This is a genomic window from Imperialibacter sp. (genome assembly GCF_048007035.1).
GTDB lineage: Bacteria > Bacteroidota > Bacteroidia > Cytophagales > Cyclobacteriaceae > Imperialibacter.
In genome coordinates this window covers 6,358,783-6,376,998 of record NZ_CP180355.1, presented here as the reverse complement: position 1 = coordinate 6,376,998, position 18,216 = coordinate 6,358,783, and the positions used below count along the sequence as shown (strand labels likewise).

At 40.0% G+C, this 18,216-nt stretch carries 16 protein-coding genes and 1 pseudogene; all 17 read right to left on the bottom strand.

Annotated features, from left to right (window positions below):
* Positions 1-20: 20 nt before the first annotated feature.
* Positions 21-470, bottom strand: coding sequence for a hypothetical protein (locus tag ACMVP2_RS27025; RefSeq protein ID WP_339789371.1), 450 nt, complete (start codon positions 468-470; stop codon positions 21-23).
* A gap of 90 nt (positions 471-560) precedes the next feature.
* Positions 561-1,514 (bottom strand): sugar phosphate isomerase/epimerase family protein, encoded by a 954-nt coding sequence (locus ACMVP2_RS27020; protein WP_416865922.1) that lies wholly within the window; start codon positions 1,512-1,514, stop codon positions 561-563.
* Between the two features lie 198 nt (positions 1,515-1,712).
* A complete protein-coding gene (locus ACMVP2_RS27015; protein ID WP_317491987.1) occupies positions 1,713-2,111 on the bottom strand; it encodes a PIN domain-containing protein in 399 nt (132 codons plus the stop codon).
* Complete coding sequence (locus ACMVP2_RS27010) at positions 2,112-2,345, bottom strand: ribbon-helix-helix domain-containing protein (RefSeq protein ID WP_317491986.1); 234 nt, start codon at positions 2,343-2,345, stop codon at positions 2,112-2,114.
* Positions 2,346-2,398: 53 nt separating this feature from the next.
* A pseudogene (locus ACMVP2_RS27005) lies at positions 2,399-2,665 on the bottom strand (HigA family addiction module antitoxin); the annotation flags it as partial.
* Between the two features lie 67 nt (positions 2,666-2,732).
* Complete coding sequence (locus ACMVP2_RS27000) at positions 2,733-3,086, bottom strand: helix-turn-helix domain-containing protein (protein ID WP_151996841.1); 354 nt, start codon at positions 3,084-3,086, stop codon at positions 2,733-2,735.
* Positions 3,087-3,097: 11 nt separating this feature from the next.
* Positions 3,098-3,394: a type II toxin-antitoxin system HigB family toxin gene (locus ACMVP2_RS26995; RefSeq protein WP_416865921.1), complete on the bottom strand. Its 297-nt coding sequence runs from the start codon at positions 3,392-3,394 to the stop codon at positions 3,098-3,100.
* A 280-nt stretch (positions 3,395-3,674) separates the two neighbouring features.
* Complete coding sequence (locus ACMVP2_RS26990) at positions 3,675-4,316, bottom strand: DUF6266 family protein (protein ID WP_416865920.1); 642 nt, start codon at positions 4,314-4,316, stop codon at positions 3,675-3,677.
* A 178-nt stretch (positions 4,317-4,494) separates the two neighbouring features.
* Entirely contained in the window at positions 4,495-4,929 is a 435-nt protein-coding gene (locus tag ACMVP2_RS26985; RefSeq protein WP_416865919.1) for a DUF6943 family protein, read from the bottom strand.
* A 1,286-nt stretch (positions 4,930-6,215) separates the two neighbouring features.
* Entirely contained in the window at positions 6,216-6,695 is a 480-nt protein-coding gene (locus ACMVP2_RS26980; RefSeq protein ID WP_339789389.1) for a hypothetical protein, read from the bottom strand.
* A gap of 2 nt (positions 6,696-6,697) precedes the next feature.
* Positions 6,698-7,873 carry an efflux RND transporter periplasmic adaptor subunit gene (locus tag ACMVP2_RS26975; protein WP_339789392.1) on the bottom strand — a complete coding sequence of 392 codons (1,176 nt, stop codon included), beginning with the start codon at positions 7,871-7,873 and terminating at the stop codon, positions 6,698-6,700.
* Between the two features lie 2 nt (positions 7,874-7,875).
* Entirely contained in the window at positions 7,876-12,204 is a 4,329-nt protein-coding gene (locus ACMVP2_RS26970; RefSeq protein WP_416865918.1) for a CusA/CzcA family heavy metal efflux RND transporter, read from the bottom strand.
* A gap of 92 nt (positions 12,205-12,296) precedes the next feature.
* Positions 12,297-13,004 (bottom strand): VIT1/CCC1 transporter family protein, encoded by a 708-nt coding sequence (locus ACMVP2_RS26965; protein WP_416865917.1) that lies wholly within the window; start codon positions 13,002-13,004, stop codon positions 12,297-12,299.
* A 1-nt stretch (position 13,005) separates the two neighbouring features.
* Positions 13,006-14,352 carry a sensor histidine kinase gene (locus ACMVP2_RS26960; protein ID WP_416865916.1) on the bottom strand — a complete coding sequence of 449 codons (1,347 nt, stop codon included), beginning with the start codon at positions 14,350-14,352 and terminating at the stop codon, positions 13,006-13,008.
* Positions 14,353-14,387: 35 nt separating this feature from the next.
* Positions 14,388-15,056: a response regulator transcription factor gene (locus tag ACMVP2_RS26955; RefSeq protein ID WP_416865915.1), complete on the bottom strand. Its 669-nt coding sequence runs from the start codon at positions 15,054-15,056 to the stop codon at positions 14,388-14,390.
* A gap of 63 nt (positions 15,057-15,119) precedes the next feature.
* Positions 15,120-17,219, bottom strand: coding sequence for a Piwi domain-containing protein (locus ACMVP2_RS26950; protein WP_416865914.1), 2,100 nt, complete (start codon positions 17,217-17,219; stop codon positions 15,120-15,122).
* Positions 17,220-17,228: 9 nt separating this feature from the next.
* Entirely contained in the window at positions 17,229-18,206 is a 978-nt protein-coding gene (locus ACMVP2_RS26945) for a hypothetical protein (protein WP_416865913.1), read from the bottom strand.
* Positions 18,207-18,216 lie beyond the last annotated feature (10 nt).

The following is an 18,216-nucleotide window of genomic DNA, read 5'->3' as shown; positions in this document are numbered from 1 at the left end:
GAAAGAACCAGCAGTAGCGATTAATCATCATCTTCGTCAAAAGGCCCCTTCCCGGGAGGATTGAACAAGCCCCATTGGTCGATGATATAATTGCTGGTGTCAAACCCGGCAACCCAATCGATGAAAAGCAGCCGGTATTCTTCAATCAGGTCCCGCACCAGTTGGTAATACCGCACTTCTTTGAACCCATACATGTCGAGACTGTGGTTTTGCACCATCAAGTCTCTGGCTGCTTTTCGGATAATGGCCGCTGCTTCCATTCTGATGTCGTAAAGGTCGCCTGCTTCCGCCCCAGCTACTTTTACTGTGAGCAAAGCAGCATCCGACAGCATATGGCCCTTGATGTCCTGCAACACCTCGTTGTCCTCAGGAATCAGATTTCCGATAAGTCTGACCGTTTCGAGTATTTCTTGTCCTTTTTTGAAGATAGGCAGCTGTCTCGGGTCGTTATCGTTCTCTTCGTAGGACATTATGTTTAGGGCAGAAATTTCTCGCTATTGGCGCCGATTTGCTTTTATTCTCAAAAAAAAGTTTAGTCATTCTTCACTCTTTGAGGCATGCTACATCCCCACCAAAGCCAGGGCTTTTTTCATTGCGGTCATATTGGTTGTCAGCGCCTCGTCATTCTCAAGCTCGTTAAGGGCCTGGTTGAACGGTTCTGTTCTTACAGGTCCATCATAGCCGATGTCGATCAAACCCTGCAGAAAGTCTTTCATGTTGATCACGCCAGTAGCAAGTGGGAGCTCCCGCTTTCCGTCCTGCTGCTCCTCTCGTTTGAAGCCTGATCGGGCATCGTTGATGTCGGCAGTGATGATATCAGCCGGTGTGAGGGTTTTGATGTCCTCCAGGGTGTCGTTAGCGCAATACCAGTGGAAGCTATCCAGCACAAACCCAACATTTCCAGTTCCTATGGCAGCAATGAGTTCTTTTCCTTCCTTCATGGAGCTGATAAATGTATAGCGATTCCCGGCCACAAGTGTTCGCATGCCCAGGTACTCAAGACCAAGCCTGATGCCATAGTCATTCATTATTTTGGCGCATTCACCTAGCCGACTGGCATGCTGGCGCATATTTTCATTGTACGTAAGCGTGGGATGGGAGGAGATAATCCAGGTGTTGATCCGTGTGGCGCCTTGTTTTTGCATGGCCTCGCAGAACTTTGGCAGTTCCTTCACGTCTTCTTTGAACTTGGCTTCATCCCGGCGAAACTCCACAGGTATATTGGTCGAGTCGTAGCTGATTTTGTTCGCTTTCATCTTCGCCATGATTTCGTTCAGCTGAGCCGACGAGTAGTCTTTCATCACTTCCTGTGTAAACGGGCTAATGGCCTCATAACCATACTGGATGGCGTAATCCAAGGTTTGCGCAAAGTTGGCCTTCACCCCGATAATGCCCGGGTTGAGGGCTAGCTTGAACTTTCTCTGCGCTTTAGTAGCCGAAAATAACGGGAATGAAGGGCTGGCTGCAACTGCTGCCGCCATGGCTGAAGCCTGGATGAATTTTCTTCTATGCATGATCTTCTGGATAATAATTGTCTAAGATAGGGCAGTAGTTATGATTTCGGAATAGGAGAGAGGATGGGCGGTGGGTGTGGGAAAACGGTGGCTTTGCCGGTTCTTGTCCTTCGAATGATTTATGGCAGACGAAGAAAGGTCGGTGCCTCTTCAACAGCCAAATGCAAATTTTAAAAGTGCACATTCTCGAATGCTATTTCACCTCCAGTTTTCAATTTTAAGCGCTTCAATACGATTAAATTCTTTCTCATTTGAGGTCACGAAAATGAAATCGTTGGTCAAGGCAGTGGCAGCTATCAAGACGTCGTATGCTCCAATGGGGGTTCCTTTAAGCTTTAATTCGTATCTGAGTTTGGCTGCAATTTGTGATTCGTCAGATCTGAAGGGTAGGATATTTGCCTCTGATAGAAATGCTTGCACAACTTCCTTGCTTCTTGACTTCAGACGTGGGTTTTGAACAAGCCCAAAGCGTAATTCAAATTCCGTTATGGTCGAGATGAAAACGGTGGCTGGGGACTTTGACTTGAGTTTGCGGATAATATCCTGATTACCCCTTACCAAATCGATAACTACGCAAGTATCTAATAAGAAAGCCATTTAAAAGATAGTTTCTTTCGGCGGGATGAGATCTTTTCTCAGGTCATCCACTGAAGGAAATTCAGTATCCGGCTCTATATGGTTGATCCAATCTCCCCATTTACTTTTCTTTTCCTGGTTCAGCAACAACTCGACGGCTTTTCGAATAGCAGCATTTGTGGTCAACCCTTTGTTTTTGACATAGGAATCGAAACGACTTTTAAGATTGTCAGGCAAGTATACGGAGATGTTCATGTCTAGTATATTATAACATATTACAAATGTAGTGAAGTTTTAGTTTTCGATCTTCAAGTTGAAGCCATTTTCACTTTAGTCTTTACTGGCATACCGGCCTTCTCCACAGCCTTTTTGTTCTTGATCCGGATCTTATAGGTCTCATAGGCAACCTGGTATTTCATCCAGAATTCTGCTTTGATGCCAAGGGCATCTTCCAGGCGCACAGCCAACTCCGGAGTGATGTTTCGCTTTCCTCCAATCAGCTCTGACATTATATTCTTGGCAATACCAAGCGCCTTTGCCAACTCAATCTGCTTCATTTCCCTGGCTTCCAGCTCATCTTTTAAAAGCTCTCAAGGGTGCATGGCCGATCCTGGCACTAGGTCGTTTGCCGGCAGTCTTTCTTTACTGGAGAATAATGTCAGCATCGATGTTCAGCTTTTTATGTATAGTCTTAGCCATGTCCAGGGTAATGTCACGCTTGCCTTTTAAGTATTCACTGATCCGGCTGGCGGATGTTCCAAGGAGTTCAGCAAGCTCCTTTTGGCTTAGGCCCATCTCAGACATGCGTAACCGGATCACATCGATCAGCCCAGGCGTAGCTACCGGCAGGTGAGCTTCCTCGTACTCAGCAACGAGGTCAGATATTTCATCAAGTTCGACAAATGTTGGGTCTTCCGGAGAGGTATCATTGCCCACAACCTTTAGAAGCTCTTCGATCCGTGCCAGGTACTTTTTATATTCCTTTTCTTTGATCATATCCGTATTCTTCAGATACTTGAATAGTCCTGAATGTCGTCATATTCAGAATGTGAACCGATAAGCCGGATATACAATTTTTTTGAAGCAAAAATCACTATAGCAATCAGCCGGAATTTATTTCCTTTGATGTTGAAAACATACCGGTTGCTTCCGGCATGGTCCACACTATTAAAGGTCTGTCTCATCTCCCGGAAATTCTCCCAACTGGCTTTGCTGGTTTTGTGATACCACTCTTCCAGGGCTGTTTTGGCCTCCGGCACCTTTTCGGTGTATTCCCCGATCCTTCGGAACGTTACAATCCTCATTACTTCAATTGTAAATGCAAAGTTACATAAAATGTAATTTATATCGCAATCCGATTCACAGCCGCACACTTTTTCATTGCTGGTGATCGTTATTTACTTTCCGATACAAAATATAATGTAGGTTGATTATCAGTTAGTTACGTGCTTATAGATACAAATAAGCAACAAAAACTATCGCTAAACAGCTAAATAAGGAATAAAGAAAGGAAAAATGGAGCGGAGCGGACATAAAAAAACCGCCTCACAAAGGAAGCGGTTTTTATCGAAAACACCAATTGCTTTACGCAACTGTTACAGAGCCTAAATAAGAGCTGTTAGCAACTTTAGTTCCGTCTTCTGATACAAACCCTAAGAAGACTTCAACGTCTTCTCCTGAGTACTCAGAAGGCACTGGAATGGTTGCTGTACCAACTGATCTCGCTGGTCCCGCAGTTGTGAAAACTGCCTCACCTCTTGTGGTATTCAAAAGAGCAATCAGAGCTTTATCTGTTGCTAATGCACTACCACTTCCTGAATTGTCTGTCCAGGTAACTTCTACGTTTCCAGCACTTGGAGAAGAAGCTGCTCCATTCGCAACACCCGTCAGGTTGCCTCTTGAAACCAATGCACTTGCATAGTCAACCATGAAGTTGGGGTAAGCTCCTGTAATGGCATTATTCAGGTTGTATGACATGGCCGCATTGAATTGGGTCATTTTATTGGCATACTGCTTAAAACCAACTCTAAGGAAGTCTGTCATTGGTTGCAAGAACCTTAGAACTGTTGAGAATTTGGAACGTTGGTCAACCTGACCTTCTGTTCTCGGGTTGGTTACGTTGGCAGGCTTGATTCTCATGTAGTCAATGCCCTTCCAAGTTCCACCTACGACATTTCCGACCTTGCCGGAGAAGCCGCCTAATACACCTTGTGAAATTTTTCCCATTGCTTTTTAATTTTTACGGGGTTAAACAAATGCTTGGACTTGGCACGGACTAAACACGGCTTTATCCTATCGCATCTAAAATACTCCAAGAAGTATGCAAGGTTGTTGGTTTGGGTGCTGTTGCATTAGAACGCTTCTTTTTGCTTGTCAAGCAGTTACAAGTTGGCAGGGCAGGTATTTATCCTGCACCTGTGTCACGAAGTAGCTGGCAGAAAATCGACCTTCTTGCTGTATCTACCATCTTTAATGAGACCTTGATTTTTTCTTCATGGATTTCTAAAAGTCTGAGTGCGTTGATTGCCTTTTCAAATGCCTGGGCTTTAGTGCTTGCTTTCGCTTCTGACTCTGTTAGGTGCTTTCTCAGCTCGTGAATAGATATGAAAGGAATTACAGATCCACGAAGAAAGAACTGGAAGGATTTGGAACGCCACAATCCGAAGCAAAGCCAATACATGAACTCTCTGTCTCCTTCATTTTCAGTCAAACAAACAAAGCAATTCGGGCAAGATGCATTTAGCGGTTTCCCACTATTCAATCCTTTATTCAGGATATAGAAATGGGGTTTGGTGTAGGTGGTTTCTGGTCTGTGTGTTTTCAAGCGAAACGATTTCATATAGCAAGCCATTAGAATTATGCTCGCTACGCTCCGCACAGACATTTTCAAAAGAGAAAAGAAAAAAGGGAAAAAAAGAAAAGAGAAAGCTTTGATAAAGGTGGGTGGTGGAGGGTTGACAAGGTTTTTGGGAAAAATACTACCCAGAGGGTGGAGATTTTTATCAAAACCCGTAGGGCTTGACCTTGACAAACCGCTTGTGCGTTGGGCTTGTGCGAACCCACCTAACTTTGCTGCTCCCTTTATTTTTATTGGTCTGGGTTTTTAACTGACATTTAAAAGGACTTTAAATCAATCAATAATCAATCTGTTATCGAAGTTGGAATGTGGTCGGGTATCGTGTGTGAACGCAGGTAAACTAAGGCGTAGCCATTTATGCGAGCCGCCTGCGAGTGGAGCAAGGGTGGTGGCTGCAAAAGCCCGAAGAATGAGGGCGGCAGACAGCTACCGTTTACGGCAGGGCTGGCGTGATTTTTTGCTTTGGGGTCGGGAAAGGCAAGTGTAGCGATTGAATGAAGCGGAATATTGAAGAACGGTATTTTAAAGGATAGTGATATTGAAGTGGAGGTGTAACATTTGGTATTTTCCATTTTCAACCAAATGTGGGTTTTCAGGATAAGCATCAATAGCAATCGAATTGTAGTGATGAAATGTGGAGTGTAATGAATGAGCTACTCTTGTGTGGGGTGCTGAAAGTGGCTGAATGCAGGGAAAGAGGAACGAGAGACTGAAATGAAGCGACTGTAGGCACTGGATCAAATGCAAAAAGCATGACAGCCCGATCAGCCCGCAGCGACCCGCAGGCGAGCAAAAACACATGCAGCGACAGACCCCCAATTTAATATTGAAGTGAGTACAGCGAACACCTTATTGGGGTTTGGGGGGATGAAGTAGCTGCAAGTGAGGATGGAGAGAAGTGTATGTAGCAAAACAAGTGAATGGCAGGTGGTGAGCACCTACTGGAGCACAAACCAACTGGTAAGTGAACGCTATATGCAAGGGCGACCGTAGGGAGTGTATTTTACCCTTGCAGATATGTTTTTGCGGAACAAAACGGAACGATTGACGAACACCGCTTTACCTGCGTTGGGGTGTGTGTTGGGAAAAGCAAGTGTGGCACGGTATGGAATGCAGCTTTGCGGAATGGAATAACGGGCTACTCTTGCTGTGCGGTGCAGGAAGTGGGTGAATGAAAAGAGTGAGGTACGAACGAATGCAATGAACCTACTGGAAGCACATGGGTGTAGGAAGGTTAGAGTCCGCTTGTATCACTCTCGTCTGGTAAATTAATCATCATTATCCCTTTCTAAAGGAATCATTTTGGCATTACTCCGTATTTCAGAGTGTCTAATTTCGCCACCACTTGTACCTACATATTTGGCTACAACGCCATCTGCTATGGCTAGTAGAAGAATCAGAATCGCTAAATATTTGGTGTATTTAAACTTCTTTAATTCTGCTACAAAACCAACTAACGATAGTACTCCCAAAATGATTGTGATGGTAAAAAACGACTCGGCATACTCTTCATGTGTATGTATGAGTGTTTCACTGATTCCAGCAATGTTTTCTAGCACCTCTTCTGCTCCTTCGCCTGTGTAAAAGGCAATAATAGAAGTAATGGCACTAAAGACGAATACACCGAGTGCAGTAAGTTTAACCTCAGTTTTCTTCAATACTATACCAGTCATTAGGATTAATGTACCAATTAAAATACCTACTATTGGTAGATGATTCACTACTAAATGAAAATGTGCGTTATTCATAATTACTCTGTTATTAAGTTAAAAGCTCCTTTAGTTAAAATTTCCGAATTGTCTTTAAATTGTTGGCTGTTAAGTATTTCTAAATATCCATTGTTAGAAGAGCCAATTTTTACTTCTTTTTTTATAAGAGTGTAACCCTCGGTAGTTGAATTGCTCAGAACCAATACAAAATATTTACCCTCTATTTCAACCAATGCATCTTGCGGTAAAGCACTTCTTGATTCAGATGTTGTCAAAATATCTGCTTCCACATACATTCCAGGATTAAATCTATCTGCGAGTTTTTCATCAATTAGATGCCCATGAATACCCACCGTTCTATTCTCAGGATCTACCGTTTTGTTTACCAAGTGAACAGTGGCTTTGTATTCTTTAATGGTACCCTCTTGTAATTTGAATTGTATAGTCTGTCCAATTTTAACCTTAGGAAGGTCTTTCTCGAATATGTTTAATTCTAAATGCAAATGATCCGTATCCACTATGGTAACAGCTGTTTGAGAAGGGGCTAAAAATGCTCCTCTAGCTATATTAACCTGTGTAACAAAACCATTAATTGGAGAAGTGACATTAATAGTCGAACGGATATTTTCTTTAGAAAGACTGTGAGGATTGATGCCCATCAATACCAACTTCTTACCTAAAGATTCCACTTTTACGCTTGTGACTGTATAGTCTGCTTCTGCTTTTAGATAATTTTTTTGTGAGGTTACGTTATCTTGAACCAAATTTTTCTGTCTTTCAAAATCTGATTTTAAATAAGTAAGTTGACTTTTTGCCTCTAAATAGTCCTGCTGCATCTGGATGTAATCAGGGTTTTCTAAAGTAAATAGTACCTGACCTTTTTTTACTCGCTGTCCTGTGAGCAACTGGATACCTTGCACAGTACCTCCAAAATAGGTGCTTATAGTAGCTCGGTTTTCTGGAGGCACATCAAACATACCATTTGCTTTGACAATATCATGGAATGATTTGGTTTCAAGCTTTCCAAATTTCATGTCTGATGATGAGAACTGGATTTTGCTCAAGTGGTAACTATTCTCATTAACCGATTCAATAGGTGCTGTATCTGTACTTGATTGATCTGTCTTTGAAGAACATGAAGTCAAAGAAACAATTGCAGCTGCAATCAATAAGCCTAGAGCTTGTTTTTTCATTGGTATTATATTAATATTTTTCATTTTCAGTTCATTAAATAATTTGCTTCCAGCACTGTCATATTGTATTGAAAGAGAGTGGTCAGGTAGTTAATTTCTATGCTTTTTGAATTGTCCAATAGCTGGGTGTATTGTAGGAAGTTAATCTCACCGCTCTGGTATGCCTTTATGGCGTGAAATAAGGTTTCTGTTGCTACTTGTTTACCTGTAGATTCATAGTAATTTATTCCTTCTGATAACCGTCTGAGGTCAGCGTGTAAAGCCTCATACTTTGCAACCAACTGGGTTTTATAATTTTTGCTTTCAAGTTCCAATATGCTTACTCCTGTTTTTGCCGCAGATATTTTGGATTTCTGATTACCGAACCATAATGGTACCGCTATGCCTACCTGAAAACCTGAATAAGATTGAGTACCCGTACCATTGTTTGTGCCTTGAAAAACAGATACACTTAAATCAGGTAACATCTTGTTTTTTTCCAAAGAGACTTCTTGACTGGATAATCTCAAAGCATCTGCATAATAGCTTAAAGCTGGATGATTCAAAGTATCAATTGGAACTAGCTCAATTCTGATCATGGAATCATTCACAACTTTTAAGGAGGCATCAGATTGTAGCCATTGGTTTAGTGTGATATATGATTTATTGATACTCTCTTTCACTTGATTAAGCATTAAGGAAACCTCTTTTCTTTTAGTTTCAGCGGTTAACTTCTCCAAATAGTTAGATTCTCCCTGTTCAAACCTTCTATTTGCTGCGTGTTCGAATGATGCGTACAGACTATCCAGATAGATATAATTTTTAAGCATTTGTTGCCAATACACTATTTCAAAATAGGCTATCGATACTTCTTTAGTAATGCTCCTTTTATCTAAAAGATATTGGTCAGTTATCAATTGAGTTTTGCTTTGTGCCACTTTTCGCTGTGCACTATAAACGGTAGGGAATTGAATAGACTGACTAATGCCCAAAACATTGAGTGGTAGGTTATTTGGTGCAATGTTGTTCTGATCTTTATTGAAATAAAAGTCTGTTTTGTTAATATCTACCGCACTTTTTTCTAATTGTTTACTCTGCTCAATCCTCTGATTCGATGCTTTTAACCCAGCATTGTTTTCAATGGCTATTTGAATAGCCCCTTCAAGCGTGATTGTATTGTCTTGACTTTGACCTAACATTGGAATAGTCAACATAAGCAAGAGCATAATTGCTGCTTTCGGTATTTTTAGTTTTGGCAGATGTCCTTTTCTATCAAAAAGTGCATAGAGTACAGGTAATACAACCAAAGTAAGAGCGGTTGCAGATATGAGGCCACCTACCACTACCGTTGCTAGAGGTCTTTGTACTTCTGCTCCCGCAGAGGTAGAGATGGCCATAGGTAAAAAACCCAACGCTGCTGCCGCAGCAGTTAATAATACAGGTCGCAAACGATTCTTTGTGCCAACAAGTATGCGTCTATTAATATCAGTTATACCATGAGACTTTAACTCTTTAAACTCTTCAATCAATACGATTCCATTGAGTACTGCTATTCCAAATAGGGCAATAAAACCAACACCTGCTGAGATACTAAAAGGTAAATCCCTGATGTACAAAAGAATCACTCCACCTACGGCAGACATGGGTATGGCACTATAAATAATCAATGCTTCTTTCACTGAGTCAAAAGCAAAATATAAAAGCACAAAAATGAGAATCAGAGCGATAGGTACAGCTATCATTAATCGCTCTTTGGCAGTTCTCAGGTTTTCAAACTGGCCACCATATTCAACGGTGTAACCAGTCGGCAACTTGATTTTTTGCTCAATGGCCATTTGAACCTCTTGTACTACTGATTCTAAATCTCTGCCTCTCACATTTACACCTACAACTATTCTTCTTTTCGTATTGTCTCTTGATATTTTGGCAGGACCTTTCGTGTAAGTGATGGTTGCAAATTCACTCAAAGGGAGTTGATTGCCATTAGGAAGCTGAACAGTTGCTGTTTCAATATCCTGAATGTCCACATGATGTGATGCATCAAATCTTACCACCAAATCAAACTGTTTTTCACCTTCAAATACTGTTCCTGCTACTTTACCAGCAAACCCCATGGTAATCAGGTTATTCAAGTCTTCTACATTGAGGCCATATTTGGCAATCTTTTGTCTGTCATACTTTACTGACATTTGAGGAAGCCCCGCTACTTTTTCCACTATGATGTCAGCAGCACCTTCTATACCTTGAATAGCTTTCTCAACTTCCAAAGCCTTTTTGTAAAGTATATCTAAGTCTTCTCCGAAAATCTTAATAGCCAGATCCGCACGCACACCTGTGATTAATTCATTAAATCGCATCTCAATAGGTTGTGTAAATTCAAAATCTACTCCTGGTATTTCTGTTAAGGCTTCCTTGAATTTGTCTGCCAGTTCATCTTTGCTGGTAGCGGATACCCATTCACCTTTAGGTCTTAGCTTAATGATGACATCACTTTCTTCCATGGACATTGGGTCTGTGGGTACTTCAGCAGCACCAATCCTACTGACCACTTGTTCTACTTCTGGAAATCGTTTGAGGATGCTTTCAATTCTTGTGGTGGCAATGACCGTGTTGCTTAAAGAAGTTCCTGTTTTTAGCACAGGCTGAATCACAAAATCTCCTTCGTCTAATGTAGGGACAAACTCACCACCCATTCGAGTAAATAGAAAACCAACAGCTATCAATAGTGAAACAGCCAAACTCAGCACTATTTTTTTTCTTCTCAGTGCCCAAGCAATAGTTGGTCGGTATTTGTCTTCTAAAAATGTGATAAGGCGTTTAGAGATTGTTCTTTTGTTTGGGTCTGAGGGCTTAATGAATAGTGAAGCCATGACAGGAACATAGGTAAAACAAAGGATCATCGCCCCAATCAGTGCAAAACAAAATACCATAGCCATAGGTCTAAACATCTTACCTTCTACACCAACCAATGAAAGGATAGGAATAAATACAATGATGATGATGAGTTGACCAAACACAGCTGAATGCATCATTTTACTGGCTCCCAGGTGTGTAATGTTGTCTATAAAATTCTGTCTTTCAGCCTTTGGAAGTGCTATGATTTTAGACCGTTCAGCTGTGATCTTAAATGCAATAAATTCAACAATTATGACCGCTCCGTCTATGATTATTCCAAAGTCGATGGCTCCCAAACTCATTAAGTTGGCATCTACTCCGAAAATATACATAAGCGAAAGAGCAAACAGCAGACACATTGGAATGACAGAGGCAACTACTAACCCTGAGCGGATATTTCCGAGCAGCAGTACCACAACGAAAATGACGATCAAACATCCTAATATTAAGTTTTCTGCAATAGTGAATGTCGTTTTTCCAATGAGTTCACTACGTTCTAAAAAAGGGTTGATACTAATTCCTGGAGGTAGTGAAGGAGAGATTTGAGACACTCGTTCTTTCACGGCATCAATTACCGCTTTAGAATTTGCTCCTTTGAGCATCATCACCTGCCCAAGCACTTTTTCACCCTCTCCATTACCAGTAATAGCTCCAAAGCGTGTAGCATGGCCAAACCCTACAGTTGCTACATCTTTGATGAATATGGGAATGCCATTTCTATTTTCTATGACAATGTTTTCAACATCTTCTAAAGAACTGACTAAACCTTCCCCTCTAATAAAATAAGCTTGATTGGTTTTTTCGATATATCCACCGCCAGCTACGCTGTTATTTTTTTCTAGGGCTGAGAATGTTTGCGTAAGTGAAATATTAAGGCTTCTTAATTTCTCTGGATTAACTGCAACCTCATATTGTTTTAAATAACCACCCCACGTATTTACTTCTACCACGCCTGGGATACCAGAAAGTTGTCTTTTAACCACCCAGTCCTGAATCGTTCTAATGTCTGACAAGGAATAGTCGTTACGATGGGCAGAATCAACCTCAATGACATATTGATAAATTTCACCCAGTCCTGTGGTGATTGGACCCATGAATGGCTTTCCAAAACCAGAAGGGATTTTTTCTTCTGCGGCCTTTATTTTTTCGGCAATCAATTGCCTTGGAAGATAGGTTCCAATGTTATCATTAAAAACAACTGTAACCACAGAAAGCCCAAACTTAGAAACAGACCTAATCTCTTTAACATCTGGTAGATTGGCCATTTCCAACTCAACAGGATAGGTCAGAAATTTTTCAACGTCTTCTGTAGAGAGGTTTCTCGAAGTAGTAATAATTTGAACCTGATTGTTAGTAACATCAGGTACTGCACCAATGGGGATTTCTGAAAGAGAGTAAAACCCAAACCCAATGATCCCTGCTGAAAACAGCAATACAATCAATTTGTGATGGATGCTATACTGAATGATTTTTTCTAACATTGATGTGTATCGTTTTAATTACACACCAAAAATAGAAGGGGTTCTCTAAAGCTTTTCTCAAGCCTTTCTTAAGATTGGCTTAAGATTAAGATCTATCCGAGACTAACACCAAAAAGATGACCTACTAATGCAGTTAAACCCATAGCCACCGTACCCCAAAAAGTTATTCTTATTATAGCTTTACTGATACTTGATCCGCCAGTTTTAGCAGCTAGTACGCCTAGGATAATTAAGAAAACTATAGCAAATCCATAGAGGTAATATTCCATGTGCGTTAATGGCAGAAATAGAGCTACTAATAGTGGAAGAATACCTCCGGCACTGAAAGCAGCACCAGATGCCCAAGCCGCTTGAAGTGGTTTTGCCTGACTCACTTCATTAATACCTAACTCATCCCTAACGTGTGCCGCCAAAGCATCTTTTGCAGTTAGCTCAGTGGCAACAAGTAAGGCTGTCTCTTTTTTTAACCCTCTTTGCTCATAAATTTCTGCTAAACGTTGTAGTTCTATTTGAGGCATTTCCTTCAACTCCTGCTTTTCTCTTTCTATGTCTGCTTTTTCTACATCGGTTTGAGAGCTTACTGATACGTATTCTCCAGCTGCCATTGATAGTGCTCCCGCCACTAACCCTGCCAGGGTAGCCAATATGACTGGCTCACGAAGATCGCTTGCTGCAGCTACGCCAATTGCTAAACTAGCGGTTGATAAGATACCGTCATTTGCACCTAATACTGCGGCCCTTAACCAGTTGCTTCTATGGATGAAATGATTGTCTAAATAATTATCTGATGATGCTTCCATCTTATGTCTGAGCTTTTTGAAATGAAATAGAAACAGATGTTCCTTTACCTAAAACACTGGTGATATTAATTTGAGCTTGAATGGCATTAGCTGCTTTTTTAACAATACTTAACCCTAATCCATTACCCGAGATTTGTTTGTGATTCATGGCTTCAGAACGAAAGAAGTTATCATAAATATGCTGTAAATCTTCTTCTTTAATTCCTATTCCTTCGTCCTCAATTGTGCAGGTCACCTGATCATTTGTCTCTGTTAACATAATTTTAAGAGAAGCACCTTTGTCTGAATACTTGGCAGCATTACTTAGTAGGTTTTCAATAATCAAACCGGTAAAGTAGGATGGTACTAAAAATTTCATCCCATGATCAAATTGAAAATCTACTTTCAGTGCTTTCTCTTCTATGATGTTTTTAAAATACATTAATGATTCATTAATGATAGTTGGCAGTGCTACCCAATCTTCATCGTTTTTCTTTACACTCTCATCAAACCTAGCGAGTAAGAGCAGTTGTTCCAGGATATTTGTCATTCTTGCGATTTCAGACAAACTGTATTTTATTTTTTGCTCATATTCGAGTGGTGTTCTAGGCTTTCTAATTAACACTTCCAATGTTCCCTGAAGAGCTGCCAAAGGTGTTCTCAGCTCATGTGAAGCATCTGAGGTAAATTGTTTTTCACGTTCGAGAGCATTTTCGATCCGTGCAATTAGAGAATTGAAGTTTGATGATAACTCATAGAGTTCATCTTTGTGTTGCGGTAACTCAACCCTTTCTTTCAGGTTGTATTTTGTTATCTGTGTAATTGTATTGGATACCAACTGGACAGGTTTTATACTTCTGCCAGCCAATAGGCGTGAAACGTAATACAAACCTGCCAATATGATCAAAAAGGAAATGACTAAAACGTTTCTTAATTTAAGAATGATAGATTTTGCCGATTCTGAAGACATTGCTGCTAGAATGTAGCCCTTTATTCTGCCATCTTTTTCTATTGGAAGTTGTACTTGTCTAATCCCACGATCATTAAGCTTTGAATCAAAATGTCCTCCAAATTTTGATTCTTTAAAGGAGAGGTAGTCTTGTTTTAGATTCGGAGATTTGTCCATAAGCCTACCTTGCTTATCAATCAACTGAATAAACACAGGGTTGACTTGAATTTCCCGATGCTCTTTTTCTTCCCATTCAGCTTTATTTTTAAAGCGAAGGCTGTCTCTAATAATTACTATTTCATTTGTATGCTTTTCTGCTTCATAACTCAAATCATTATCCAAATTTCTAAGAACAGTTTCTTGTACTACAAAGAAAATAGAACAGAATGCCACAGTCATAATAAGTGCTGTGGCAACCATGTAATTAAGAGCTATCCTATTTTTGAAACTGAGACTCATAATTCTTTTGCGATGTAACCAACACCACGAACGGTTTGAATATAGTTTTCTTCCTCTGACAACATGAGTTTTTTACGTAATGCGTTGATGTATACATCTATTACGCCAGTATTATAATCGAAGTGAATATCCCAAACACTTTCAATGATTCTTGATCTTTTACAAACTTTTCCCTTATTACGTAGAAGATACTCTAGCAAAGCAAATTCCTTTTGAGTTAAACTTATTTCCAGATTTCCCTTATGAACTTGATATGTTTCTGTATTCAAAGTAATCCCTCCTAATACAAAAATTGAATGTTCGCCAGATTTCGGTCGTAGCTGAACCTTAACACGCTCTAATAACTCTTCAAAATGGAAAGGTTTTTTAATATAATCATTAGCACCTGACTGTAAACCAAATACCGTCTCATCAAGCGTGTCTTTAGCTGTCAGAAAGATGATGGGTGTTGATGGATATTCTTTGCGAAACTGTCTACAAATTTCGATACCACTAAGACCGGGTAGCATCCAATCTAATAGCAACAAATCATACTCTCCTGACAAGGCGAGTTGCAATCCTTTTTTACCATCGTCTGCTACATCAACAGCAAAAGATTCTTCCTCCAACCCTTGTTTAAGGAAAGCAGATATGCCCTGTTCGTCTTCTACTATCAATATTCTCATTTTACAAATTTCTTTATTCAATCATTAAGCAGCCTTTAAGAGATTCTTAAGATTTGCTTAAAATCACAAAAACCAAAGATTGTCTTTTCCAAATTCAGGTATTTCATTGCCATCAAAATGAGGGAGCATTTCTGCTACCATTTCAGGGTATTTGATGGTAACAGGTAAGTTCTGTTGCCTTACTGATTTCCAATACATTCTGCTGAACTGATATACCTGATCAATCAATTCTTTTACCGTCTTGTATTCTTCTACCAATTCTTTTTCTGTACAAAAGATTTTCAGCTTGATCGGGAACGGAAAGCCGTCATGGAAGCTGTAGAATTTCGGGTTGTACCGTGTATTGTTGAACAGTAGAAACTTGTTGTATCCAATCTTTATAAAAGTACCACTCATTGGCATAAGGTCTGACCAACTGTTGTCAAATGCAACAATGTCTGAGGACTCTGTTTTGTTGATGGAAACTATAAATACTGGTATATCTAATCCAAGGTCTTTGAGGCCGTCTTCTATCGGTTGTAGTTCATCTTGCCTCATGCTCTTGTAGAAGTGGATAACAAGCCGTTTGATGCCTGTGTTTACATTTGCATACTCCTTTACAGCCCTTATAATAGAACCTGCCAACTCCTTTGTTTGGTTTTTCTGGAAGCATTCAAAACGGTTGAATTTCCCATTGTTAGCGAAGCTAAAAGCACTCCCGATATATTGTATATCCACCTCTGAATTTCTGAATGCTCCAATCCCTACAATCAATTCGTTCTTGAGCTTTGTATCCAGTTTCCAAGGTATGCCATTCAATTTGGCTAAAATGGCAATTGCAATATTCGGTAAGCTGTAATAGTACTTTTCATTAGTCATTACTTTTTCTCCATCAATTACCTGTGAGGACACACCTTCCTTTAAAAGCAACTCTTTGAGCTTGTAGTATATCTTCCTTCTTGATTTGTCTGGTGTGTTCTTGGAGAATGGACTGATATAAATGGCGATGTACTGAATATCGGATTCAAAATGTTTGTTAGTAACCGCTTCATAGATTTCTGGCCATGGATTGTCCCTATCTTCAAACCTGATACTGAATCCTTTTTCAGTATGGTAAGGTGTATGAATAAACTTGGTCAATCCTTTGAAGCCAAATTCTGATCCTTTGAAATAACCGTCCATCTTCTGGGCGATATGTTGATCGTCCTTATGGAAGATGAAAAAGAAATGGATTTTAGAAGTAGAGCTGAAATCAAAGGGGCCATGCTCTTTCATTCCATCCATTGGCACAATGCCAGACTTTTGTTCACCGAATAAAAGGCGGTTGCTTGAATTGTTTACAGAGCCTATATTGATTTTGTTAACTGGAATGAATCCATTTGAAGTAATAGGAATAATGGATTTGAACTCCTCTGTATTTAGATATTGAGCATAGAACTTGTCGATTCCTTCTCTAAACTTTTTGTACTTGTTGGTTTTGTCCGGGGCTTCCGTTCCTTGCATTAGTGCATCTCTGATTTCGAAATTCCAAACGGGATACACCTTGTCATATTCTCTTTTGCCACTATCAGGCAACTCATCAAAACGGTAAAGACCCTTCTCATACACTACCCAATTAATATCTGTAGGTGATACATCCTCTAGTAGGGTGGAGACAGGGACTTTGAAGATTTTGGATTTACCTTCAAATGTCACCAACAATTCCAAGCTATCAGAAACTGTCTTAAACTGTACTTTGAGTGAGAAGCGGTCGAATACCTTGTACTGGCCTGTAGTGTCTTGTTTGGTACTTGGAAGCCAAACTTCTGTATCACTTATAAAATTGGGCTTTACTAAAAAACCTTTCCCTTTGAAATGACTATGAATGAGCGAATTGTAATATCGCTTTAATACTGAAGTGGAAAAGGTAGAATTACGAATTGTATATGAACGTTCTTCACCTTGCTCATCTGTCTTGGTTTCAAACTGTGGACTTGTCGGTTTTGATACTGCTAAGTAACCTTCCTGCTCAACTGTAAATGAGGTGTAATAATGGTCTTGCTCTCCATACTGTTCAATAACCTCATCAGGTACAAGCGATTTGTACATCCTTATGAGGTTGTCTTGTTCCTGGTCAGTGAAGTAAAAGGTTTGTTCTTCCTGAGGATGATTGAATGTGAGTATGTTGAAGGTATGGTTGGACATTACATAAGATTAAAATACTTGGGATAGTTTTTTTGCTTTCAATATTTTCTCAATTGCTGTATATCTGGGGGCTTGCGGAGCAAGTCCCTTTTTATCTTTATCCAAAGGAATTGGTTGGATTTGCTGAGCCTTATTCTTAAAATGCAGAATGTATTTATTGGTGTCTTGCCATTTCTCTATAGAGGCTACTTCCGCATAATGCGTTATGGCAGAAATTGGTGCTACCTGATAAGCTGCTATGTATTTGATCTTGTCCAGCATGGAAGCATTGATACGGATAGCATACCAACAATTATTATTCAGAAATTCCTGTTCAAATCCTTCTTCACGAGCTGCCACAACCACAGTATTTAATTCCTCTGGTTTGAGGTTGGTTTTTGGCGATTCTGACAATTCCCTTATTTCTGCATTAAAAGGGGTGAATTTGTGAATGACCTCTTCTTGATTCTTGAAGGTTTGGAACTCGATAATATCCGTATCCATTGTCAGTTGACTCAACACATTCTCAAGTTCTGGTGTGCTTTGATCGATTACTACAATTGCCGCAACAGGCTTTTCAAAAATGATGCTTTCCAGAAAGTCATCAATGTTTCTATATCCAGCTTTCACCAATCCAGTTTCAATCTGCGACAGACTATCTGTATCAGTTATTAAGTGATCCAATAGAAATGCCTTTATCTTTCTGCCACTGGCCTTATAAGAAATAGCAAATTTAAGTAGCTGTGAACCTATATGCTTATATGGATCGTGACTTGAAAGCTCATTTTCTATGATATAAAGCCGTGGTTCTGCCTCAAATGAAAAGTCTATCAGGTAGCCATCTGGGATGGTGATAATACTGTCTCCAATTCTCTTTTTAATGTCAATGTAAATACTCGTACTACCGAAAATATGACTCGCCTCCTGAACTATCACTTGTTCAAATTCCTGCTCTTTGCCATACTCATAGTAGCTATATGTCTTGCCTCCTTGTACTAGTCTTTCCATATTCATATTG